The sequence below is a fragment of the Streptomyces sp. TBY4 genome (assembly GCF_024213195.1).
GTDB lineage: Bacteria > Actinomycetota > Actinomycetes > Streptomycetales > Streptomycetaceae > Streptomyces.
The window spans coordinates 115204-135586 of record NZ_JANAVF010000018.1 but is presented as its reverse complement, the minus strand read 5'-3'; the positions used below and the strand labels follow the sequence as shown (position 1 = coordinate 135586).

Annotated in this window: 21 protein-coding genes; 13 read left to right on the top strand and 8 right to left on the bottom strand. The window is 70.6% G+C overall.

Annotated elements, in window-relative coordinates; genetic code table 11:
• The first annotated feature begins 11 nt into the window (after nucleotides 1–11).
• From NLX94_RS32350 to NLX94_RS32340, 3 genes are all read left to right on the top strand, one after another.
• Nucleotides 12–695 carry a hypothetical protein gene (locus NLX94_RS32350; protein WP_254386679.1) on the top strand — a complete coding sequence of 228 codons (684 nt, stop codon included), beginning with the start codon at nucleotides 12–14 and terminating at the stop codon, nucleotides 693–695.
• Nucleotides 696–771: 76 nt separating this feature from the next.
• Nucleotides 772–2010 (top strand): Cmx/CmrA family chloramphenicol efflux MFS transporter, encoded by a 1239-nt coding sequence (locus tag NLX94_RS32345; protein ID WP_254386702.1) that lies wholly within the window; start codon nucleotides 772–774, stop codon nucleotides 2008–2010.
• A gap of 204 nt (nucleotides 2011–2214) precedes the next feature.
• Nucleotides 2215–3189 (top strand): ATP-grasp domain-containing protein, encoded by a 975-nt coding sequence (locus NLX94_RS32340; protein WP_254386678.1) that lies wholly within the window; start codon nucleotides 2215–2217, stop codon nucleotides 3187–3189.
• Between the two features lies 1 nt (nucleotide 3190).
• On the opposite strand, the gene NLX94_RS32335 is transcribed toward NLX94_RS32340, so the two are convergent.
• Complete coding sequence (locus NLX94_RS32335; protein WP_254386677.1) at nucleotides 3191–4051, bottom strand: hypothetical protein; 861 nt, start codon at nucleotides 4049–4051, stop codon at nucleotides 3191–3193.
• Between the two features lie 19 nt (nucleotides 4052–4070).
• Nucleotides 4071–5186 carry a D-isomer specific 2-hydroxyacid dehydrogenase family protein gene (locus NLX94_RS32330; protein ID WP_254386676.1) on the bottom strand — a complete coding sequence of 372 codons (1116 nt, stop codon included), beginning with the start codon at nucleotides 5184–5186 and terminating at the stop codon, nucleotides 4071–4073.
• Here NLX94_RS32330 and alr point away from each other — a divergent pair.
• Nucleotides 5103–6176 carry an alanine racemase gene (gene alr, locus NLX94_RS32325; protein WP_254386675.1) on the top strand — a complete coding sequence of 358 codons (1074 nt, stop codon included), beginning with the start codon at nucleotides 5103–5105 and terminating at the stop codon, nucleotides 6174–6176. The genes NLX94_RS32330 and alr overlap by 84 nt on opposite strands.
• Nucleotides 6177–6204: 28 nt before the next feature.
• Here alr and NLX94_RS32320 read toward each other — a convergent pair whose 3' ends face one another.
• Nucleotides 6205–6474: a DUF4031 domain-containing protein gene (locus NLX94_RS32320; protein ID WP_254386674.1), complete on the bottom strand. Its 270-nt coding sequence runs from the start codon at nucleotides 6472–6474 to the stop codon at nucleotides 6205–6207.
• Nucleotides 6475–6481: 7 nt separating this feature from the next.
• Nucleotides 6482–6901 carry a hypothetical protein gene (locus NLX94_RS32315; RefSeq protein ID WP_254386673.1) on the bottom strand — a complete coding sequence of 140 codons (420 nt, stop codon included), beginning with the start codon at nucleotides 6899–6901 and terminating at the stop codon, nucleotides 6482–6484.
• Between the two features lie 102 nt (nucleotides 6902–7003).
• Here NLX94_RS32315 and NLX94_RS32310 point away from each other — a divergent pair, with 102 nt between their 5' ends.
• Genes NLX94_RS32310 through NLX94_RS32300 form a run of 3 tightly spaced genes read left to right on the top strand, consistent with a single transcriptional unit; the run spans nucleotide 7004 to nucleotide 10498 of the window.
• The gene (locus tag NLX94_RS32310; protein WP_254386672.1) at nucleotides 7004–7972 is read left to right on the top strand and encodes a MurR/RpiR family transcriptional regulator; all 969 of its coding nucleotides are present in this window, start codon (nucleotides 7004–7006) and stop codon (nucleotides 7970–7972) included.
• Nucleotides 7973–8002: 30 nt separating this feature from the next.
• Entirely contained in the window at nucleotides 8003–8932 is a 930-nt protein-coding gene (murQ, locus tag NLX94_RS32305; RefSeq protein ID WP_254386671.1) for an N-acetylmuramic acid 6-phosphate etherase, read from the top strand.
• A 39-nt stretch (nucleotides 8933–8971) separates the two neighbouring features.
• On the top strand, nucleotides 8972–10498 hold the full coding sequence (locus tag NLX94_RS32300; RefSeq protein ID WP_254386670.1) for a PTS transporter subunit EIIC: 1527 nt from the start codon (nucleotides 8972–8974) through the stop codon (nucleotides 10496–10498).
• A gap of 94 nt (nucleotides 10499–10592) precedes the next feature.
• On the opposite strand, the gene NLX94_RS32295 is transcribed toward NLX94_RS32300, so the two are convergent.
• The gene (locus NLX94_RS32295; RefSeq protein ID WP_254386669.1) at nucleotides 10593–11918 is read right to left on the bottom strand and encodes a lipase family protein; all 1326 of its coding nucleotides are present in this window, start codon (nucleotides 11916–11918) and stop codon (nucleotides 10593–10595) included.
• 375 nt (nucleotides 11919–12293) lie between these two features.
• Between NLX94_RS32295 and NLX94_RS32290 the strand changes: the two genes are divergently transcribed.
• Both NLX94_RS32290 and NLX94_RS32285 read left to right on the top strand, forming a co-directional pair.
• Nucleotides 12294–13031: a peptidase inhibitor family I36 protein gene (locus NLX94_RS32290; protein WP_254386668.1), complete on the top strand. Its 738-nt coding sequence runs from the start codon at nucleotides 12294–12296 to the stop codon at nucleotides 13029–13031.
• Between the two features lie 17 nt (nucleotides 13032–13048).
• On the top strand, nucleotides 13049–14512 hold the full coding sequence (locus NLX94_RS32285) for a phosphodiester glycosidase family protein (protein ID WP_254386667.1): 1464 nt from the start codon (nucleotides 13049–13051) through the stop codon (nucleotides 14510–14512).
• A 39-nt stretch (nucleotides 14513–14551) separates the two neighbouring features.
• On the opposite strand, the gene NLX94_RS32280 is transcribed toward NLX94_RS32285, so the two are convergent.
• The gene (locus NLX94_RS32280; protein WP_254386666.1) at nucleotides 14552–15961 is read right to left on the bottom strand and encodes a PLP-dependent aminotransferase family protein; all 1410 of its coding nucleotides are present in this window, start codon (nucleotides 15959–15961) and stop codon (nucleotides 14552–14554) included.
• A 115-nt stretch (nucleotides 15962–16076) separates the two neighbouring features.
• Between NLX94_RS32280 and NLX94_RS32275 the strand changes: the two genes are divergently transcribed.
• Nucleotides 16077–16697: a YitT family protein gene (locus tag NLX94_RS32275; protein ID WP_254386665.1), complete on the top strand. Its 621-nt coding sequence runs from the start codon at nucleotides 16077–16079 to the stop codon at nucleotides 16695–16697.
• Between the two features lie 3 nt (nucleotides 16698–16700).
• Here NLX94_RS32275 and NLX94_RS32270 read toward each other — a convergent pair whose 3' ends face one another.
• Nucleotides 16701–16919, bottom strand: coding sequence for a hypothetical protein (locus NLX94_RS32270; RefSeq protein WP_254386664.1), 219 nt, complete (start codon nucleotides 16917–16919; stop codon nucleotides 16701–16703).
• Between the two features lie 158 nt (nucleotides 16920–17077).
• Between NLX94_RS32270 and NLX94_RS32265 the strand changes: the two genes are divergently transcribed.
• Genes NLX94_RS32265 through NLX94_RS32255 form a run of 3 tightly spaced genes read left to right on the top strand, consistent with a single transcriptional unit; the run spans nucleotide 17078 to nucleotide 19182 of the window.
• On the top strand, nucleotides 17078–17872 hold the full coding sequence (locus NLX94_RS32265) for a helix-turn-helix transcriptional regulator (protein WP_254386701.1): 795 nt from the start codon (nucleotides 17078–17080) through the stop codon (nucleotides 17870–17872).
• Nucleotides 17856–18113 carry a DUF397 domain-containing protein gene (locus NLX94_RS32260; RefSeq protein WP_254386663.1) on the top strand — a complete coding sequence of 86 codons (258 nt, stop codon included), beginning with the start codon at nucleotides 17856–17858 and terminating at the stop codon, nucleotides 18111–18113. The genes NLX94_RS32265 and NLX94_RS32260 overlap by 17 nt, the downstream gene beginning before the upstream one ends.
• Before the next feature lie 7 nt (nucleotides 18114–18120).
• The gene (locus NLX94_RS32255) at nucleotides 18121–19182 is read left to right on the top strand and encodes a phosphotransferase (RefSeq protein ID WP_254386662.1); all 1062 of its coding nucleotides are present in this window, start codon (nucleotides 18121–18123) and stop codon (nucleotides 19180–19182) included.
• A gap of 10 nt (nucleotides 19183–19192) precedes the next feature.
• Here the strand turns inward: NLX94_RS32255 and NLX94_RS32250 are convergent, their stop codons facing one another.
• Nucleotides 19193–20377: a S8 family peptidase gene (locus NLX94_RS32250; RefSeq protein WP_254386700.1), complete on the bottom strand. Its 1185-nt coding sequence runs from the start codon at nucleotides 20375–20377 to the stop codon at nucleotides 19193–19195.
• Nucleotides 20378–20383 lie beyond the last annotated feature (6 nt).

Genomic DNA, 20383 nt, shown 5'->3' with positions numbered 1-20383 from the left:
ACAATGTGCGCATGACATCCGCCACGAGTTCCGACACGCACCGCGAACAGAACCTCCGCGACCGCTGGCACGCCACCACCGCCGCCGCCGGAGCCACGCCGGGCCTGGACCCGGCCCCCTACGCCGACCGCCTCCTCGCCGCCTGGGCGGAGCCGCAGCGCAGGTACCACACCACCGCGCACCTGGCCGACGTACTCGCACGCATCGACGTACTCGGCACCAGCGCACCAGAGGGCTCGGACCTCGCCGCCGTCGAGCTCGCCGCCTGGTTCCACGACGCCGTCTACCGGCCCGACCGCTCCGAGAACGAGGAGCGCAGCGCCGCCCTCGCCGAGCGCGCCCTGCCCGAGCTCGGCATCGACGAAGCCCGCACCGCCGAGGTGGCCCGCCTGGTCCGGCTCACCGTCACCCACGACCCCGCACCCGGCGACGCCAACGGCGAGCTGCTCTGCGACGCCGACCTGGGCGTCCTCGCCGGCACCCCGCAGGAGTACGCGGCCTACGCGGCGGCCGTGCGCGCCGAGTACGGCTTCGTCCCCGACGAGGCCTTCCGCGACGGCCGGGCCGCCGTGCTGCGCCAGCTCCTGGAGCTGCCCCGCCTCTTCCGCACCGGCTACGGGGCCGCGCACTGGGAGGCCCCGGCCCGCGCGAACCTGGCCGCGGAGCTCGCGCAGCTCAGCGGCCCGTCCGCATAGTCCGGGAATGTGATCCCGTTCGCCGGGGTTGAGGTAGTTCATGCCCTCAGAAGCCGCAGAAGCCGAACGCACCCGTATGCCCGTCGCCGTCTACGTCCTCGGCCTCTCCGTCTTCGCACTCGGCACCAGCGAGTTCATGCTCTCGGGGCTCCTGCCACCCATCGCCGAGGACATGGGCGTCACCATCCCGCAGGCGGGCCTGCTCATATCCGCCTTCGCGATCGGCATGGTCGTCGGCGCGCCCCTGCTCGCCGTCGCCACGCTGCGGCTGCCCCGGCGCACCACGCTGGTATCGCTGATCAGCCTCTTCGGCCTCGGGCAGGTCGCGGGCGCGCTGGCCCCCTCGTACGAGCTGCTCTTCGCCTCCCGCATCGTCTCCGCGCTCGCCTGCGCCGGCTTCTGGGCGGTCGGCGCCGCCGTGGCCATCGCCATGGTCGAGCAGCACCAGCGGGCCCGCGCGATGGCCGTCATGATCGGCGGCCTCTCCATCGCCAACGTCCTGGGCGTCCCGGCCGGCGCGTTCCTCGGTGAGCACCTGGGCTGGCGCTCCGCGTTCTGGGCGGTCGGCGCGGCCTCCGCCGTCGCGCTGGCCGGCATCCTCGCGCTGATCCCCCGGATCCCGCTGCCCGCCCAGAAGCCGAGGCTCTCGCGCGAGCTGCGCATCTACCGCGACCGGCAGGTGTGGCTGTCGATCGGCATCACGGCGCTCGCCGCGGGCGGCGTCTTCTGCGCCTTCAGCTACCTCTCCCCGCTGCTCACGGACGTGGCCGGGCTGGATTCGCAGTGGGTCCCGTGGATCCTCGGCCTGTTCGGCATCGGGGCGCTGGCCGGCACCACCGTCGGCGGGCGGATCGCGGACGCGCACCTGTTCGGGGTGATGCTGTGGGGCATCACCGCCTCCACCGTCTTCCTGGCGGCGCTGGCCCTGCTGGCCTCCACGGCGGCGGCCGCGATCGCCCTCTCGTTCCTGATCGGCTTCTCGGCGTTCTTCACGGCCCCGGCGCTCAACGCCCGCATGTTCAACGTCGCGGGCGCCGCCCCGACCCTGGCCGGCGCGACCACCACGGCCGCCTTCAACCTCGGCAACACCGGCGGCCCCTGGCTCGGCGGCACCGTCATCGACGCCGGCTACGGCTACTCCGCCACCGCCTGGGCGGGCGGCGCCATGACCGTCACCGCCATCGCCCTGGGCATCGCAGCCCTCCGCCTGGACCGCCGTACGCCCCCTCCGACCCGCATCGTGGCCGCGTCCAGCTCCACGCCCACCCTGACGAAAGCCCCGACCCGGTCGGTGCAGGACAGCTCGTCCGTCTGAGTCTTTTGCAGGCATTCCGGATACCTCCGGGAACTCTGAGAACTCGGGGAACTCGGGGAACTCGGGGAACTCGGGGAATTGATCGATCCGGTTCCGAGTTCGCCGCAAGCGGGTCTCTGTCGCGCTGTTCCGTCGTTAGCGGTTTGATGACATACTCCGAACCCGCCTTCCATGGAGTACGCATCCTCAGAGGAGAGTACGGACATGAGCGATCTGGTGATTGCCGTCCTGCGGCCCGCCGAATTCAATCCCCTCGATTGCTGGGGAGGCCGCGAAGCGATCGACCCCGTGCTCTCCGCCCTGGAAAAGGCAGAAGTGCGCACCGAGGAATGGGTCATCAGATCCCAGGCCGATCTCGAGCCACTCCGCAACCGGTCCGGGATCTTAGCCTTCCCCCATGCCCGCCAGTTCGCCCCGGGCCGGTCCATGGTGGAGCCACTCGTTCAATGGGGTGTCCCCTTCATAGGATCCGGCCCTGACGGCCTGGCTTCCCAGGACAAGGCCCGGGCCAAGCAGATGATGGCTGACCACGGGGTACCCACCCCCTCATGGGAGATCACCGGCGAAAACACCGATGCGGCCGCTCTGGCGGCCAGGCTGGGCCTTCCCCTCATGGTCAAGCCGACGATCGGCGCGGAAAGCATCGGGGTCACCTACTGCGGAGATCTCACGCAACTCCAGGAGGCAATTTCCACACCTGGAGTGATGGTAGAAGAGTGGCGCCGGGATCGCGAGTTCACGGTTTCCATTCTGGGAAACGGAACCTCGCGCATTGCCGCCCCGGCCGAGATAGTTCTGCCCCCGGGGGCCCTCTATCTCGATGAAGGAATCAAGAAGCACAGGATCGTTCCCACTCTGCGCCCGTCATCCGATGCGCCAGCAGGTGTTCGCGCAGCAGAAGCAGCACTTCTCGCGAGTGTCGCCCTCGGGCTGCAGGACTGGGCCCGAGTCGATGTGGTCATCGACCAGGACGGGGCGCCCTACGTCATCGACATCAACGCCATGCCGGGGCTGCGCCGGGATGCACTGCATCCCAGCTATTTCCCCCGCTGCCTGGAGATGGCTCACGGGCTCTCCTACGAGCAGGTGATTCTCCGCCTCGTGGTGACCGCCGCCCTCCGCAACAACATCGCGGTGCCGGAGGAACAGGCATCCGTGCTGCTCAGCCCTGGTGCGTGAGTCAGCCGCCGGCAACGACGTTCTCGGCGCTCCGTGCCCACAGTTGCTCGAAGTGCCGGGAGAGGGTGGCTCCCGGCTCGGCACTGGTACGGAACTCCATGTAGCCGCGCTCCTCCAGCCCGGCGGGCTGAGCCGAAGAGAGCGTACCGATGAACCCCTGCCTCACCACGCCGTCGGTCCGCGCAAAATGCGCATTGGGGGCGATGAGGTAACCGCGGTACTCGAAAAGGCCTCTCGACTGCAGGCCCCACCCTTCGACGATGCTCCTGATACGTTCCTCCGAGTCCGAGAGCTGCCTCCGCAGTACGGCCGGCTCGGCCTGAGGCCAGGGAAGCACCATGGAGGCCTGATCCAGAACGGCATCCTCCGCGCGGGACGAGAGTCCCAGTATGCGGATCCGCACTCCCCGCCTGGCCGCACGCTCCATCGACTGGAGCAGGTCGACATTGGCGAACTGAAGGTTTCGGTAGATCAGGAAATCCACTTGATGCTGGGCATCATTCACTGCCCGGTTGAGGAATGCGGGAGTGTAGTAACCGTTCGGCACCAGATTCGACTCCCCGCGAACACTCCTGCGTTCGCGGTTCAGGGAATCCAGAGCCCTGCTAATACCCTCTATCTGACCGCACACCCGAACAAGTTCCTCTGCCAGCATGCGCGCATCACTCTCGGTCCCCTGCCTCAGGAACCCCGCCGCCGACCTGAGTTGGGCGGCGAGCATCTCGGTGCCGTACAACCTGCGGAGAAGTTGCCGCTCCTCCCTCTGGGCCCGCTGCACCGATTGCACCTTGAGGAAGGTGACGAGAGTGATCAGAAAGCCTAAGACGCCAAATACGGTGTTGACTTCGTTCAGCCACTTCATCGTGAATCCCGCCTCCGGCTCAACTCGGTGACCGCAAAGCCTCGACAACACCCAGGACCGCAGTTTCCTGCATCGCACGCAGGGCTTCGACCGAGACGCCCGCAATATGCGGACTCCACAGCGTGCGGCTGCCTCCGGCTTCGACCGTTCCGTCTGCCAGCAGGTCGAAGTCGTCCACCGCGAAATGCAGGTCCGGGCGGCTCAAGGAAAGGGAACGGAGCGCATCCAGATCGACGATCTCCTTGCGCGCCGTATTGACGACCAGAGCGCCCTCCGGCAAGAGGCCGAGAAGATCTGCATCGACCAAACCGCGCGTCTGAGGCGTGAGAGGCAGATGAATGCTGACGACCTGGCTCTCTTCGAACAACTTCCGCAGCCCCACCGTCGGAAGGTCTTGATGCTGGTCGGGCCGGCGGGTCCACACGGAGACGTGGGTACCGAGCGCATGGAGGAGCGGCAGCAATGCGCGCGCCGTCGCCCCCGCCCCCAGGACGCCCACCGTCCGGCCGCGCACCTCCACGGGCGCCTCGGAGAGCCCGGCCCGGTCCCGCCCCGAAAGTACGGCGGCGTGAGAGGGCAGAACCCTCTTGGCCAGTCCGAGGATCATCATCAACGCGTGCTCGGCCACCGATACCGCATTGACGCCCGGAGTCGTCACGACCCGGACACCGCAGTCCTCGAGCGCAGCCAGATCAAGGTGGTCCGTACCGGCCCCCAGCGAGCCCAGCACCTTCAAAGACGGCAAGGAGGCAAGGAGATCCGCATCGATGCGCTCCTTCACCCCCACGATGGCCGCAACCACCTTGTCGCCCATCGCCACCAGCTCGGCCAGAGCCCGCTCCCGCGAGGTGGCCACCCGCACCTCGCCGAAGTGCCGCTCCAACAGCGCGGCGGCACGCGGGTTGGCCATCAGGTCTTCGATCGCCACGAACACAGTCCCGTTCACGGGCGCATTATCCCTCACGCCGAGGGCTGGAGGGGTCAAGTTCCCTGAAAGGGGCTCGTTTTGACGGATAGTCACATCAGCCTTACGGGTGCGACGGTGCCCTCCATGACCGATCACCGATTCATCAGGGCCGAGGTAACCGTCGACCTCGATGCAATTCGACACAATGCCGCCCTTCTTTTCGCTCATGCAGAAGGCGCCGAGATGATGGCCGTGGTCAAGGCCGACGGGTACGGCCACGGTGCCGTCGAGGTCGCCCGGGCCGCACTGGGGGCAGGGGCGACCTGGCTGGGCGCCTGCTCGGCGGAGGAGGCGCGGGCCCTGCGCAAAGCGGGGATAGACGCACCGATCCTCGCGTGGCTCGACTTACCCGACGCGGACGTCCCGTCCGACGTGGACCTCGGCGTGTCCAGCCTGGAGCAGTTGCGGGCGCTGTCCGGACGGCGCATCCACCTCAAGATCGACACGGGGCTGGCCCGCAACGGCTGCCCACCCCGGCTGTGGCCCGACCTGGTGCGCGCTGCTGCGGCATCGGACAACGAGGTGTACGCGATCTGGTCGCATCTCGCGTGCGCCGACGAGCCGGGTCAGCCGTCGGTGGACCGGCAGGCGCAGCGCTTCGCCGACGCGTTCCGCGTCGCGCGGGATGCCGGCCTCGACCCCAAGCGCCACCTCGCGAACTCGGCGGCCACGCTGAACCGCCCGGACCTGCATTTCGACATGGTCCGGGTCGGCATCGCCCTGTACGGGCTCAACCCGGTCCCCGGCACGATGGCCCTGCGTCCGGCCATGACGTTGCGTTCCTCGGTGGTCATGACCAGGCGGATCGCCGCCGGGGAGCGCGTGTCCTACGGCGGCTCGTGGACCGCCGAACGGCCCACTACGCTGGCGCTGGTACCCGTCGGGTATGCCGACGGCGTGCCGCGCGGACTGTCCAACCGCTTCGACGTACTGATCGGCGGCGTCCGCAGGCCCGTGCGGGGGCTGGTGTGCATGGATCAGATCGTCGTGGACTGCGGCGACGAGGACATCGCGGTCGGCACGGAAGTCGTGCTGTTCGGTTCCGGCAGCGGGGGCGAGCCCACGGCCCGGGAATGGGCCGACACGCTGGGCACCATCGACCAGGAGATCGTCACCGGCATGTCCAGGCCGCGCCTGCAGCGCAGATACACCGGATGAGCCCCTCAGCTCCCCCGGGACGCCGGCCCTAAGCCGCCGGCCGGCCCTTCGGGCGGCGCAGGCCCGCCGCCGTGAGTCTGCGGACCAGTTCCTTGCTGCCGATCTCCACCGCGCCCGCGTCCACCGCGTCCGCGTAGCGCTGCTCCGGGATGTCGTAGTGGTCGCGTTCGAAGGCCTTCGGGGGGCAGCCGATCGATGCCGCGAAGGCGTGCAGTTCCTCGAACGAGTCGTCGCTGACCAGGTGCGACCACATGCGGCCGTGACCCGGCCAGTCGGGCGGGTCGATGTACACCGTCACCGGCGGCTCATTCGCCGTGACCGAAGGCGGAGCCGGAGCCGAAGCCGGAGCCGCCGAGGACCGGGCCGAGGCCGCCCACCGGTGCCACCCGGACACCGGCCTCCGAGCACACCCACATCGGGTCCGGTCCCAGCTCGGGCTCCACGTCCAGGGCGTGCGGTTCGCCGTGGGTGCAGACCGGGCAGAGCGGCCAGCGTCCGTGCTTCTCCAGCAGCGCGTCCTTCACGTCCTGGGCGACGAGTCCGGCGAGGTAGTCGACGCCCTCCGGCCACTGCTCCACCCACCAGCGGCGGTGGGTGACCGCGTCCTCGACGAGGGAGACGACATAGGCCTCGGCGACCTCGCCCGCGACGAGATCGGCGAGTACCAGGGCGCGTGCGGCGTGCAGCGCCTGTTCAAGGGGGGGTGGGGGGGTCGCGTGGTCCATGGACACATTGTGGACCCGGACGGGGCGTGTGGCGAAGGTCCTCTTTCCCAGGTGACTTATGGCGTCTTGACGTTCCCACCCCTCTGAAAATAAGTTTCAAGGGTGAGCAAGAACGTGAAAGAAACCTTCAGCAGCGGCCCGGGCGACGCGGCCACCACCGCCCCCGTCCCCGCCCCCGCCGCCCTGCGGGCCCGAGTCCGCAGCCTCGGCCCCTCGATGACCCGCTCCATGCAGGCCGTCGCCGAGGCCGTCGCCGCCGACCCCGCCGGCTGCGCCGCGCTCACCGTCAGCGACCTCGCCGCCCGCACCGGCACCAGCGAGGCCACCGTCGTCCGCACCGCCCGCCTCCTCGGCTACCCCGGCTACCGCGACCTGCGCCTCGCGCTCGCCGCGCTCGCCGCCCAGCAGGAGTCCGGCGCGGCCCCCGCCGTCACCGTGGACATAGCCGTCGACGACTCCCTCGCCGACGTGGTCGCGAAGCTGGCCCAGGAGGAGGCGCAGACCCTCGCCGACACCGCCGCCGGACTCGACGTCGCCGCCCTCGGCTCGGCCGTCGCCGCCCTCGCGGCCGCCCGCCGCATCGAGATCTACGGCGTCGGCGCCTCCGGCCTCGTCGCCCAGGACCTCGCGCAGAAGCTGTCGCGCATCGGCCTGATCGCCCACGCACACAACGACCCGCACCTGGCCGTCACCAACGCCGTCCTGCTGCGCCCCGGCGACGTGGCCGTCGCCATCACGCACTCCGGCGGCACCGGCGACGTCGTCGAACCCCTGCGGATCGCCTTCGAGCGCGGCGCCACCACCCTCGCGCTCACGGCCCGCGCGGGCTCCCCCGTCGTCCACTACGCCGACCTCGTACTGGCCACCTCCGCCGCCCGCGAGACCCAGCTGCGCCCGGCTGCCATGTCGAGCCGGACCAGCCAGCTCCTCGTCGTCGACTGCCTGTTCGTGGGCGTCGCCCAGCAGACCTACGAGACGGCGGCGCCCGCGCTCGCAGCCTCGTACGAGGCGCTCGCGCCCCGCCACCACACCCCCGTACCCACCGCCCAGCGCAACAGCACCGCCCGCTAGCAGCACCCAGCAGTTCAGGAGCCCCCACTCATGACCGCGTACGCCGAACTCCGCGCCCAGCTCGCCACCTTGACCACCGAGGCCTTCCGCCCCGAACTGGCCGAGATCGACCGGCTCTCCACCCTGGAGATCGCCCGCCTGATGAACGCCGAGGACGCCACCGTCCCGGCCGCCGTCGCCGGCGAGCTGGAGACGATCGCCGCCGCCATCGACGGGATCGCCGAGCGGATGGCCCGCGGCGGACGGCTCGTCTACGCGGGCGCCGGCACCGCCGGCCGGATGGGCGTACTGGACGCCAGCGAATGCCCGCCCACCTTCAACACCGACCCCTCCGAGGTCGTCGGCCTGATCGCGGGCGGCCCCTCCGCCATGGTCAAGGCCGTCGAAGGCGCCGAGGACTCCAAGGAACTGGCCGCCGAGGACCTGACCGCGCTGGCCCTGACCGCCGACGACACCGTCATCGGGATCTCCGCCTCCGGCCGCACCCCGTACGCGATCGGCGCCGTCGAGTTCGCCCGCGCCCGCGGCGCGCTCACCGTCGGCCTGTCCTGCAACGCCGGCTCCGCGCTCGCCGCGGCCGCCGACCACGGCATCGAGGTGGTCGTCGGCCCCGAACTCCTCACCGGATCGACCCGGTTGAAGGCCGGTACCGCGCAGAAGCTCGTCCTCAACCTCATCTCGACGATCACGATGATCCGGCTCGGCAAGACGTACGGGAACCTGATGGTCGACATGCGCTCCTCCAACGAGAAGCTGCGCGCCCGCGCCCGCCGCATCGTCTCGCTGGCGACCGGCGCCCCCGACGCCGAGATCGAGGCCGCGCTCACCGCCGCCGACGGCGAGGTCAAGCAGGCCATCCTCGTCATCCTCGGCGGAGTCGACGGCCCCACGGCCGCCGACCTGCTCACCGCCTCCCGGGGCCACCTCCGGGACGCCCTCACCCGGACCCCGACCCGCTAGCTCCCCCGCTGACCCCCAACCAGCAAGGCGAACACCAACATGTCCACTGACAAGAACCGCGCCACAGCCGCCGCGATCCTTCCTCTGGTCGGCGGTCCGGACAACGTCCTCAACATCGCGCACTGCATGACCCGCCTGCGGATCACCCTGCGCGACCGCTCACTCGTCCAGGACGAGGCCCTCAAGGCCCTCCCCGCCGTGATGGGCGTCGTCGAGGACGACACGTACCAGATCGTGCTGGGACCGGGCACCGTCGCCCGCGTCACCCCCGAGTTCGAGGCCCTGGTCGCGGAAGGCCGCTCGGCGGAACCGGCTCCCGCCGCCTCCCACGCCGTGACCGCCGACGAACTCGCCGCCCAGGGCGCGGCCATCAAGAACGCCCAGAAGACGAAGAACTCCACCCCCTTCAAGCTGTTCCTGCGCCGCATCGCGAACATCTTCGTCCCGCTGATCCCCGCCCTGATCGGCTGCGGCATCATCGCCGGGCTCAACGGCTTCCTCACCAACATGGGCTGGGTGCCGGCCGTGGTCCCGGCCCTCGCCGCGATGGCGAGCGGCTTCATGTCGCTCATCGCGGTCTTCGTCGGCTACAACACCGCCAAGGAGTTCGGCGGCACCGCCGTCCTCGGCGGCGCAGTCGCCGCGATCATCGTCTTCCCCGGCGTCGCGAAGATCGACGCCTTCGGCCAGCAGCTCTCCCCCGGCCAGGGCGGCGTCCTCGGCGCGCTCGCCGCGGCGCTGCTCGCCGTCCAGGTGGAGAAGTGGTGCCGCAAGTGGGTGCCGGAGGCCCTGGACGTCCTGGTCACCCCCACCCTCACGGTGCTGATCTCCGGCCTCGTCACCATCTTCGGCCTTATGTTCGTCGCCGGTGAGGTCTCCTCCGCCATCGGCACCTTCGCCACCTGGCTCCTCGCCACCGGCGGCGCCTTCGCGGGCCTGGTCCTCGGCGGCCTCTTCCTCCCCCTCGTGATGCTGGGCCTGCACCAGGCCCTGATCCCGATCCACACCACCCTGATCGAGCAGACCGGCTACACCGTCCTGCTCCCCATCCTCGCCATGGCGGGCGCGGGCCAGGTCGGCGCGGCCATCGCCGTCTACTACAAGCTCCCCCGCAACCGCTCGATCCGCACCACCATCAAGTCCGCCCTCCCGGCCGGCTTCCTGGGCGTCGGCGAACCCCTCATCTACGGCGTCTCCCTCCCCCTCGGCCGCCCCTTCATCACCGCCTGCGTCGGCGGCGCCGCGGGCGGAGCCTTCGTAGGCCTCTTCAACCAGCTGGGGACCTCCTTCGGCTCCACCGCCATCGGCCCCTCGGGCTGGGCGCTCTTCCCCCTCCTCGACGGCAAGTCGGGCATGGGGATGACCATCGCGATCTACGCGGGCGGCCTGGCCGTCGGCTACCTGGTGGGCTTCGCCGCCACCTACTTCTTCGGCTTCACCCAGCAGATGCTGACCGAGTTCAACACCGGCCCGGACGCGGAGGCCGCGCAGGCCCCCGCCCCGGCGACCCAGGCCGGCGAGCCCGCGCCCGCCGCGGGCACGGCCCCGGTCCCGGTGGGCCGCTGACCCCGACGGCCCTCGCGAGGCCCCACGTACGAAGGCTCCCGGCCGGTGCGGTCCACCGGCCGGGAGCCTTCATGCGTGCTCCTACGCCGTCACCTCAGGCGCAGTTGGACGGGGCGGGCCGGCCCGCGAAGCGGTCCGCGATCCAGGTCAGGTACTCCGGCTCCGCGACGTGGGGGATCGTCTGGTGCGTCGCTCCGGGGTACTTCGTGTACACGACCGGCTTGCCGAAGCGGCAGGCCCGCTTCACGTACTCGTCGGTGGAGTTCGGGTTGATGACCGTGTCCGCCGTGCCCTGCATCACCAGGATCGGCGCCACCGAGGTCACCAGGCCCGCGGTGTTCTCGCGGAAGCGCTGGTGCCAGACCTCCGGCACCACGCTCAGCGGCTGGAACAGCGTGTCCAGCTGCCCCGCGTTGCCCACGTTCTCCTGGATCACGTCGGCGAGGTGCTCGATGCACATCACCCCGTCACCGCGCAGCGCCTCCAGTCCGGCCGGCTTCAGCACGTCCTCGGCCTTCAGGGCGGGGTAGGCCGCGAGGAAGCCCCGGTAGACGTTGACGCGCAGCGCCGCGTTGTGGGAGGGCGAGGTGGGGGACGTCGGGCCGGGCAGCACCAGGCCGCGGAAGTCCGGCCCCAGGTTGGCGGCGGGCGCCAGCGCCGCGATGCCGACCAGGTTGGTCTCCGGGGTGTACGCCTTGTAGTTCTGGGCGATGAACGCCGCCGCGCCGCCGCCCTGCGACCAGCCCAGGACGGCCGCCTTGTGGTTGGCGTGGGTGTCGGTGATCTGGCGGGCCGCGCGGACGGAGTCCAGGACGTTGTTCGTCTCCGTCACGGCGACCGTGTACTGGTGCACGCCCGGGGTGCCCAGGCCCTGGTAGTCCGTACCGACCACGACGTCACCCGAGTCGAGGAACTGCGTCAGCGCCGGCACGCCGACGTCGATGCCCCAGGGGCTGTCGTACGTGTAGTAGCCGACCAGGTCGGTCGCCGGATTCGGCACCGCGGACGGCGCGCACTGGCGCGGGCCGCCCACGGTCCCGTGCGCCCAGGCCACCACGTTGCGGCCGCTGCGCGGCGCGGGGGCGTCGGGCCAGGCCACGATGCCCGACACGGCGACGCGGGTACCGCTCTGCAGGGTCGAGAGGTACAGGATCCGGCAGGCGCGCGCACCGTCGGGGGCGTCGACCCGGCGGGCCCAGATCAGGTCCCCGTGCTCCCCCTCGGGCAGCGGCGACGGCGGATCGTAGAACTTCTCCCCCTCCGGCCCGACCGGCACCCCCGGCGCACACAGCCCCTTGCCGCCCTTACCGCCGTCGGGGTTGGTCCCCGCACCCCCGGTGGCGGTCGCGGTCGCGCCGCCGCCCAGCGCGAGCACCGCGGCCACACCTGCCGCGGCGATCGCGGAAAGCCGTCGTCTCATCTCATCGTCCATTCGCTCGGTACCGGGACGTGAGACTAGGAAGAAAGGGACGAACTGTCACTTACTGCGACAGGGTGTCCACCGGTTGTTACGTCCGCCGGGTCCGCCCCGCCTCCAATGGCCGCACCCGCCGAGCATCCGTACGGCCGCCCGAGCACGGACTGAGGGACCGTCACCGGCGTCAGGCGACGGGCAATCACGCCATGAAGGTCCGTCAGGCCATCGACCCTGCGATCTTCTTACCGATTTCATCTCAAAAACCTTTACATCAAGCCTGTGCACCAGCCCCCAGTTTCACCACCCCCGGACAGAGGCCTTACGCTCGCGCCGCAGCCAGAATCGAGCTGCTGAAACATCCCGTGGGGGGACTTCTTCGTGAAACGCTTTTTGGCATGGGCTGTTGCGGGCATCTCGCTCGTGGCGCTCTTCCTCATCTCACCGATCGGCAACTCGGCCGACGCCGTAGAGGCGGCGCCGCGGCCGGCATGCGCCCCGAACAGTTTCTGCATCTACACCGAGCCCGGCGGCAAGGGGAACTCGGCGTCCTACACGCCGGACGACGACCCGAAGCTGGTCTATGACCAGTGGAACGAGCAGGTCAGCACGGTGGTCAACAACACCAAGTACTGGACCTGCCTCTACGAGGAGTTCAACTACAGCGGCACCATCCAGGCCATCGCGCCCGGCAACTGGGCCGACCTGGAAAAACTCTCGACCAAGCTGGACAAAAAGGTCAGCTCTCACAAGGTGGCCAAGTCCAAGGCCGGCTGCTACACCGGCTACGAGCGCTGCCCCAACGGGAAGCTCTGCCTCTTCTCGGATGTCGCCGGCCGCGGCGAAATGCTGCCGTCGACCGCCGACTTGGGGGACTATAAAGGCATGGACAACCGAGTCGCGTCGGTCGCCAATTACAGCACCCGGCACGTCTGCTTCTTCACCGAGAAGCAATACTCGGGAACGCTGACCATCGATGGGAAGACCTACCGCAAGTACGTGGTGATCAGGTCGGACAGCACAGTGATCCCCGATCCATGGAACAAGAACCTGAGCTCCCACATGCTGGTCGACACCACAGACGACTGCACGCTGGCCAACACGCTCCCCGCCAACTGAATACCGAGGACTCCTTCGTGAAGCACGCAGTCAAACGAGGCTCCTTGGCGCTCGCCCTGGCCACCTCGGCCCTTGCCACCCCCTTCTCCGCTCCGGGTGCATCCGCCAACGAGGTGCTTCCGGCCTCGACGGTCCTGAACCTGGCCGACCTCCAAGCCGGCACACCCGACAAATCCGTGCCCGGCATCACCCGCACCGAGTACACCGGCCTCCCCTACAAGGGCCCCTGGAAGGTCAACGTGGTCGTCATCGACCCGAACCTGGCCTCGCTCAACCTCAAGGGAACCTTCGGTACAGGGCTCGGCACGTCCCAGCAGACCACCTCGATGCTGGGCGGCCTGACCTCGACGCCCGTCCGGAAGCCCTTCGTCGGCGTCAACGGCGGCTTCTTCGACGGAAACATGAAGACCCCGGGGACGCTCACGGACACCTGGGACGGAGACCTGAACGGCGTCGTCATCCAAGGCGGCAAGCTGCTCAGCGAAGCGGTCAGGGGCAAGGGCGGAAGGAAGTTCAGCACCTCGCTGGTGCTCCAGCACGGCCGGGCCTACATCACCGAGCTGAGCACGAACCTGAAGATCGCGCCGAAGGGCGGGTTGGACTCGGACGAGGAACGGCAACTCGACGGCATCAACCGGGTACCCGGCCGCTCCGCCCACTGCGAGCGGAAGGACCCGGAGGACAAGGGCGTCCCTCCCGAAATCAGGGACAACGACACGGGGGTCTGCGAGGACCTCTCCGAGATCATCTCCTTCACCAAGGAGTACGGCACGACAACGCCGACCACCGCCCTCCTCGTGACCCCCAACGACCCGGATGTCCCGGTAACGCCGGCCACGAAGCAGATCAGCAAGGACGAGGGCTTCGAAGTCGAGCTCAACTCCGCGGGCGTCGTCACCGCATGCTACGACCCGAATGAGCCGGTGGACGGGAGCAAGTGCAAGAAGGGCAACAGGGGCGGGAAGGTCATACCGAGCGGAGGCCGCATCCTCCAGGGCATCGGAGAAGGCGCCGACTGGCTGCGCGCCCGCACACGGGTGGACAGCGAGTTCGACTTCACCGAGAAGGTGGAGGACACCCGGTTCGGTACCCCTCTCGCCCTCGATCCCTCGATGTACGTCACCGCAGGCGGGGACCTGCTCCTAAGGGACGGCGAGATCCAGTACACGGATCCGGCCGAACCCGGCCGCAAGGACCCGCGCACGGCCGTCGGCACGGACCACTACGGCCGCACCGTACTGGTGACCATCGACGGCGTCGACGATCCTGACCATGTCGTCAGCATCGGCGCCACCCGGGGAGAGCTGGCCGCCTTCCTGAAGGAACTCAACGTCATCGACGCCGTCAACATGGACGGCGGCGGATCGACCACCCTGGTGTGGAAGCAGAAGCTCGCCAACACCCCCACCGACGACAATGCCAAGGAACGCCCCGTCGGCGACGCGGTGTACGCCGGCCCGGGCGGCTATCCGATGGAATAGCCCGGGAACAACCGCCGCCCCGCGCCCCGGGGCGGCGGCTCAGGCCACCGCCGCCGGGACGTGAGTCCCGGTGGCGCCCGCCGTCAGGGCCCGGTGGGCGGAGGCCAGGCGGCGGACCGCCTCCGTCAGGCGGGCGGCCGGGAGGGTGTACGGGAGGCGGACGTGGCGTTCGAAGGCGCCGCCGATGCCGAACTGCGGGCCTGCCGCGATCGTCACCCCGTGGTCCGGCGCGATCGCCGCCAGCCGGGAGCCGACCGGCTCCGGGAAGCGCGCCCAGAGCGTGACCCCGCCCGGTGCCCGCGGCGCGTGCACCTCGGGCAGGTGCTCGGCCAGGGCCTCCAGCAAAACGTCCTGCTGGGCACGCAGTTGGCGCAGCGCCTCGGGTCGCCGGGTCTGACCGGCGTCCAGGAGGGCGGCTGCGGCCAGCTGCTCCACCACCGGCGTGCCGAGGTCCGTCGCGGGGCGGGTCCGCGCGACCCGCTCCAGCAGCGCGGGCTCGGCGCGGATCCAGCCGATGCGCAGGCCGCCCCAGATGCTCTTGGACACCGAGCCGATGCTGATGGTGGAGGGGTGGTGGGCCGCGAAGGGCTCCGCCTCCCGGCCCGCGTCACCGTCCAGCCGCAGGTCCGCCAGGGTTTCGTCGATGATCACGGGGCAGGCCGGCCGCAGGCTCCGGCGGGCCTCCGCCGACATGTACAGCCCCGTCGGGTTGTGGAAGTCCGGGATCAGGTAAGCCAGTTGCGCCGAGCGCGCCCCCGCCAGGAGCTGCGGGACGTCCCAGCCGGACGGGCCCACCGCCACCGGCAGCAGCCGGGCCCGGGCGTCGGTGAACGCCCTGATCGCGTGCGGATAGGTGGGGTGGTCGAACAGCACCTTGTCCCGCGGCGACAGCAGCGTCCGCGCCAGCAGCCCGATCGCGTGCTGCGCCCCGCTGGTGATCATGACCTGGCCGGGCGAAGTCGCCAGCCCCCTGCGCCCGTACCAGCCCGCGACCGCCTCGCGCAGCTCCCCGGCGCCGTACCGGTCGTACCCGTGCCGCTCGAAGTGGAGCGGGAGCCGCTCCAGCGCCGTCGCGAAAGCGGCGTGCAGCACCTCCGGGGGCGCGGGCGGCGCCGCGAAGGAGAGGTTGATCGTCTCCGCGTCCGCACCCCCGGCCCGCCGCCGCCCGGCGGGTGCGTCCTCGTGCGGGAGCCGTACGGTCGCCCGCGCGCGCTCCCTCGTCTCCAGGTAGCCGTGCTCCACGAGCGTGCGGTACGCGGCCCCGACCGTGGTCCTGCTCGTACCGATCGCGCCGGCCAGGTCCCGTTCGCCCGGCAGCGCCGCCCCCAGGCAGAGCCGCCCGTCCAGGATCAGCAGCCGCAGCCGGTCGGAGAGCCGCCGGTGCGCCGGTCCGGGCCCTTCCTGCCAGGCCCCCACCATGCGTCCGACCGCGTGCGCGCTGATCTTCATCGAGCCAGCGTACGCAGTCTGGCTATGGAATCCGGGTCCAGATCCGACCGAGGCTTGGCCCATGGCTCCAACCGCTCCCCCTGCCCCCTCCGCCCCCTCCGCGCACCCGCCCCGCATGAACGCCGTCGCCCAGCTCCGCGCGGGCCGCACCGCGCGCCGCGTCCCCCAACTGCTCCTCGGCCTGGTGGGCTACGGCGCCGCCGTCATGGTGCTCGTCGAGTCCGGCCTCGGTACCGCGAGCTGGAGCGTGCTCACCGACGGCACGGCCAAGTCCCTCGGCATCTCCTTCGGCTGGGCCACCAACCTGATCTCGCTCCTGGTGCTCCTCGCCTGGATCCCCCTGCGCGAGCTCCCCGGGCTCGGCACCGTCCTCAACGTCGCGGTCGTCGGCTTCGCCGCCGACGCCACCGCCGCCGTACTCCCCGCCCCACAGGGCACGCCGGCCGCGCTCGCGTACCTCGCCCTCGGCCTGGTCACCCTCGGCTTCTTCGACGCGCTCTACCTCGGCGCGCAGTTCGGTTCGGGCCCGCGCGACGGCATCATGACCGGGCTGGTCCGGCTCACCCGGCTGCCCGTCGCCGCCGTCCGCACCGGCATCGAGGTGTCCGTGGCCGGCCTCGGCTGGCTGCTCGGCGGCACCCTCGGCCTCGGCACCGTGGTCGTCGCCCTGTGCACGGGCCCCCTCATCGGCTGGTTCCTCCCGCGCCTGACCGTCCGCCTCGACGGCCCCGCGTAACCCTCAGGGATGCGCCCGCTCGTGCAGTACGGCGGCCAGCCGGAGCGCGGTGTCGAGGTTGCACCGCCCCAGATCGACCAGCGGGAGCCCGTACGACCCGGCCGCCGACACCCCGTCCACCCCGAGCGAGGGGAACACGACCCCTACGTCCGTCAGCGCGGCCTTCAGCTGCCCCACGGCCTCCTCAGCCGCCAGCATCCGCTCCCTCGGCGTGAGCACCATGACATGTCACCTTTCGCTCTGAGTAATCGCGTTCGGTACTCAGCGTGGCGACGGGCTGGTTAGCCTTCAAGGGCAAAGCACCAACAGCCGCACCTGTTGTCAGGGGAGTTGCCGTGCCCGTTTCCGGAGACGTCGACCCGTTCTCCTCACCCCGCACCATGCTCGGCTCCGAACTGCGCGTGGCCCGCAAACGGGCCGGTCTGAGTCAGGAGAAACTCGGCGAGCCGCTCTTCGTCAGCGGCTCCTTCATCGGCCAACTCGAAGCGGGCACCCGCCGGATGACCCCGGAGCTGGCCCGGCAGATCGACAAGATCCTCGGCACGGGCGACTTCTTCACCCGCAACTGCGGCGCCGTGACGAAGTTCAAGTACCCCGACCACTTCACGGAGGCCGCCGAGGCCGAGTCTCTGGCGAAGGCCATCCGGGAGTACGCGCCCCTGCTGATCCCGGGGCTGCTCCAGAAGGAGGCGTATGCGCGGGCCGTCTTCCGCGCGTACCAGCCGACGGCGACGGAGGCGGCCATCGACGAACTGGCCGAAGGCCGATTGGCCCGCGCCGCCCTCCTCGCAGACCCAACAACCCCCCTGTTGTGGTGCGTACTCGACGAGGCCGTACTCCGCCGGGTCATCGGCGGCCGGGCCGTGATGGCCGAGGCACTGCGGCACGTCGCGGACCTGATCCGATCCCATCGGATCATCCTTCAGGTACTCCCGTTCAGCGCGGGCGCCCATGCAGCCTTGGGTGGCCCGCTCAAGCTGATGTCCTTCGAGGATGCAACGCCACTCGCCTACGTGACAGCCCTCGGAACGAGCCAACTGCTGGACGATCCGGCCACAGTCACCCACCACACCCTGACCTACGATCTCCTCACGGCCAGCGCGCTGTCACCACGCGAATCGCTGGCCTTGATCGAATCCGTGGCGGAGGATTACGCACATGACGAGCATGTCTGAGTACGACCTGTCGACGGCCATCTGGCACAAGTCCAGCTACAGCGCGGGCGACGGCAGCGACTGCCTGGAGATGGCCACCTGGCGCAAGTCCACCCACAGCGACGGAACCGGCGGCGATTGCCTCGAAGTCGCCGACGGCCTCCCCCACATCGTCCCCGTCCGCGACTCCAAGGTCCCCGACGGCCCCCACCTCACCTTCGGCGCCCCCGCCTGGGCCGTCTTCGTAGCCACCCTCGCCTGACATCGCCATGCCGATACGCGTTCCGTTCAACGAGGCACTGCGATCCACCCTGGGCGCCCCCACCGAGTCCAAGCTCCTGGACAGCAGTCCGCGGTCACGCGTCTGGTGGGTGCGCCTGGCCGACGGCCGGCCGGTGGTCGTCAAGCAGATGACCGACTCCGGAGACACCGGCGCCGACGCGGACGCCCGCTTCGCGCGGGAGCTCGCCGGGCTGCGGCTGGCGGGACGGGCCTCCGGGCGGGACGCCGTGGCTCCCGCGGTGCTCGGTGCGGACCCGGCCGCGCGGATGGTCGTCCTGGAGTACCTGGACGACCTCGGGGAGACGGCCGACTGGCTGCCCGCGTACGCCGAGTCGCTCGCCCGGCTGCACGCCCTGACCGGACCCGCCGACGCGGGCGCGCTCCCCGTCGCCTCGGGGCCCACGGCCGCCGACGCGGAGTCCTTCCTCGCCCTGGCCCGCGCGCTCGACGTACCCGTACCGGCTGCGGTGACCGGTGAACTGGCGGGCCTGCTGGAGCGGTTGGACCCCACCCCGCACCACGCCCTGCTGCACGGCGATCCGTGCCCCGGCAATGATCTGCGTACCGCCGAAGGCGTCCGCTTCGTCGACTTCGAGCGGGCCTCGCTCGGCAACGGCCTGGTCGAACTCGCCTATTTCCGCATCGGCTTCCCCACCTGCTGGTGCGCCCTGTCGGTCACCGCGGCCCCGCTCGCGGAGGTGGAGGACGTGTACCGGTCCACCTGGCGCGGGCTCACCGGGACGGACGTGCCGGGCGACCTCGCCGACGCCTGCGCGGGCTGGCTGATCCAGGGCGACGCGCTCGTCCAACGGGCCCACCGCGGCACGGTCGACCAACTGGCCCGCATCCCCGCCGAGGACTTCGAGTGGGGGTACGTCTCCGCCCGCGAGCGGCTCGTCCACCGGCTGGGCGTGGTCGCGGGCATGACCCGCGACCACGATCACCTGCACTCCCTCGGCCGCCTCAGCTCCGCCCTGGCCGACCGCCTGCTCGACCGCTGGCCGGCCCTGCGCCCGCTGCCGAGGCCCGACGCCCGCCCCTGGTTCTAGGAAGCAGCCGTCAGAGTCCGCCGGTGAACAGCAGCTCGTTCGGGGAGGACTTGCTGACGCTGTTCAGGACGTCCTTCGTGGACTCGTCCCGCAGGTACGCGGCGATGTCCTCCGGCGTCGCGGACGGGTGCGCCTGCTTGTAGAGGACGGCCGCGCCCGCGACGTGCGGCGCGGCCATGGAGGTGCCGTTCTGGGCGATGCTGCCGCCGCCCAGCTTCGCGGAGACGATCTGCTCGCCGGGCGCGTACAGGCTCACGCACTGGCCCCAGTTGGAGAAGCTGGTCTCCTCGTCGTACCTGTTGGCGGCCGCGACCGTCACGACCTTCCCCGCCGACGCCGGAGAGACGTTGCACGCATCCTTCGCGGAGTTGCCCGCCGCGATGACCGGCAGGACGCCCGCGTCCGTGACGGCGTCCGCCGCCGCGTTCACGGTCTCGGACCTGTCGCCGCCCAGGGAGCCGTTGAGGACGGCGGGCTGCTTGGCGTTCTTGGCCACCCAGTCCAGGCCCGCGATGATCCCGGAGTAGTCCCCCGTGCCCTCGCAGTTGAGGACCCGGACGCTGACCAGGGAGGCCTTGCGCGCCACCCCGTACGTCGCCCCGGCGACGGTGCCCGCGACGTGCGTGCCGTGGCCGTTGCAGTCCAGGCCGTCGCGGCCGTCCTTGATCGCGTCGAAGCCGAAGGTGGCCCGGCCGCCGAACTCCTCGTGCTTGTAGTCGATCCCCGAGTCGAGGATGTACGCGGTCACCCCGGCGCCGTTGCCCTGGGTGGTGAAGGTGTTGTCGAGGGGCAGTTCCTTCTGGTCGATCCGGTCCAGCCCCCAGGAGGCGGAGGGCCCGCGCAGGGCGGTGGCCCTCCCGAGCGCTCCCGACGGGGCCGAGACCCGGGCGTCCGTCTCGACCGACTTCACGCCCAGGCTGACGCGGGCGATCTCCAGCTGGAGCTTGGTCAGGGGGACGGCGAAGCCGTTCATGGCCCGGGTGTAGAGGAACTTCGGCTTGAGGCTCAGCCGCTCCGCCACCTTGGCCGGGTCGTAGCCCGGCTCCAGGGTCACGATGTACTGGCCGGGGATGGCGTTGGCCGACACCGTCAGCGGCACCGGGGTGGGCTCGGGGGCGGTGGCCGTCACTCCGGCGGCTGCCGCCGGAGTGACGCCGAGCAGGGCGACGGCGGCGGCGCCGGCGATCAGGCGCAGGGGCAT

Coding starts and splice junctions, on each gene's coding strand:
- NLX94_RS32350 (WP_254386679.1), top strand. CDS start 12: ATGACATCCGCCACGAGTTCCGACACGCACCGCGAACAGAACCTCCGC.
- NLX94_RS32345 (WP_254386702.1), top strand. CDS start 772: ATGCCCGTCGCCGTCTACGTCCTCGGCCTCTCCGTCTTCGCACTCGGC.
- NLX94_RS32340 (WP_254386678.1), top strand. CDS start 2,215: ATGAGCGATCTGGTGATTGCCGTCCTGCGGCCCGCCGAATTCAATCCC.
- NLX94_RS32335 (WP_254386677.1), bottom strand. CDS start 4,051: ATGAAGTGGCTGAACGAAGTCAACACCGTATTTGGCGTCTTAGGCTTT.
- alr (WP_254386675.1), top strand. CDS start 5,103: ATGACCGATCACCGATTCATCAGGGCCGAGGTAACCGTCGACCTCGAT.
- NLX94_RS32330 (WP_254386676.1), bottom strand. CDS start 5,186: ATGAGCGAAAAGAAGGGCGGCATTGTGTCGAATTGCATCGAGGTCGAC.
- NLX94_RS32315 (WP_254386673.1), bottom strand. CDS start 6,901: ATGGACCACGCGACCCCCCCACCCCCCCTTGAACAGGCGCTGCACGCC.
- murQ (WP_254386671.1), top strand. CDS start 8,003: ATGACCGCGTACGCCGAACTCCGCGCCCAGCTCGCCACCTTGACCACC.
- NLX94_RS32300 (WP_254386670.1), top strand. CDS start 8,972: ATGTCCACTGACAAGAACCGCGCCACAGCCGCCGCGATCCTTCCTCTG.
- NLX94_RS32295 (WP_254386669.1), bottom strand. CDS start 11,918: ATGAGACGACGGCTTTCCGCGATCGCCGCGGCAGGTGTGGCCGCGGTG.
- NLX94_RS32280 (WP_254386666.1), bottom strand. CDS start 15,961: ATGAAGATCAGCGCGCACGCGGTCGGACGCATGGTGGGGGCCTGGCAG.
- NLX94_RS32275 (WP_254386665.1), top strand. CDS start 16,077: ATGAACGCCGTCGCCCAGCTCCGCGCGGGCCGCACCGCGCGCCGCGTC.
- NLX94_RS32270 (WP_254386664.1), bottom strand. CDS start 16,919: ATGGTGCTCACGCCGAGGGAGCGGATGCTGGCGGCTGAGGAGGCCGTG.
- NLX94_RS32265 (WP_254386701.1), top strand. CDS start 17,078: ATGCTCGGCTCCGAACTGCGCGTGGCCCGCAAACGGGCCGGTCTGAGT.
- NLX94_RS32260 (WP_254386663.1), top strand. CDS start 17,856: ATGACGAGCATGTCTGAGTACGACCTGTCGACGGCCATCTGGCACAAG.
- NLX94_RS32255 (WP_254386662.1), top strand. CDS start 18,121: ATGCCGATACGCGTTCCGTTCAACGAGGCACTGCGATCCACCCTGGGC.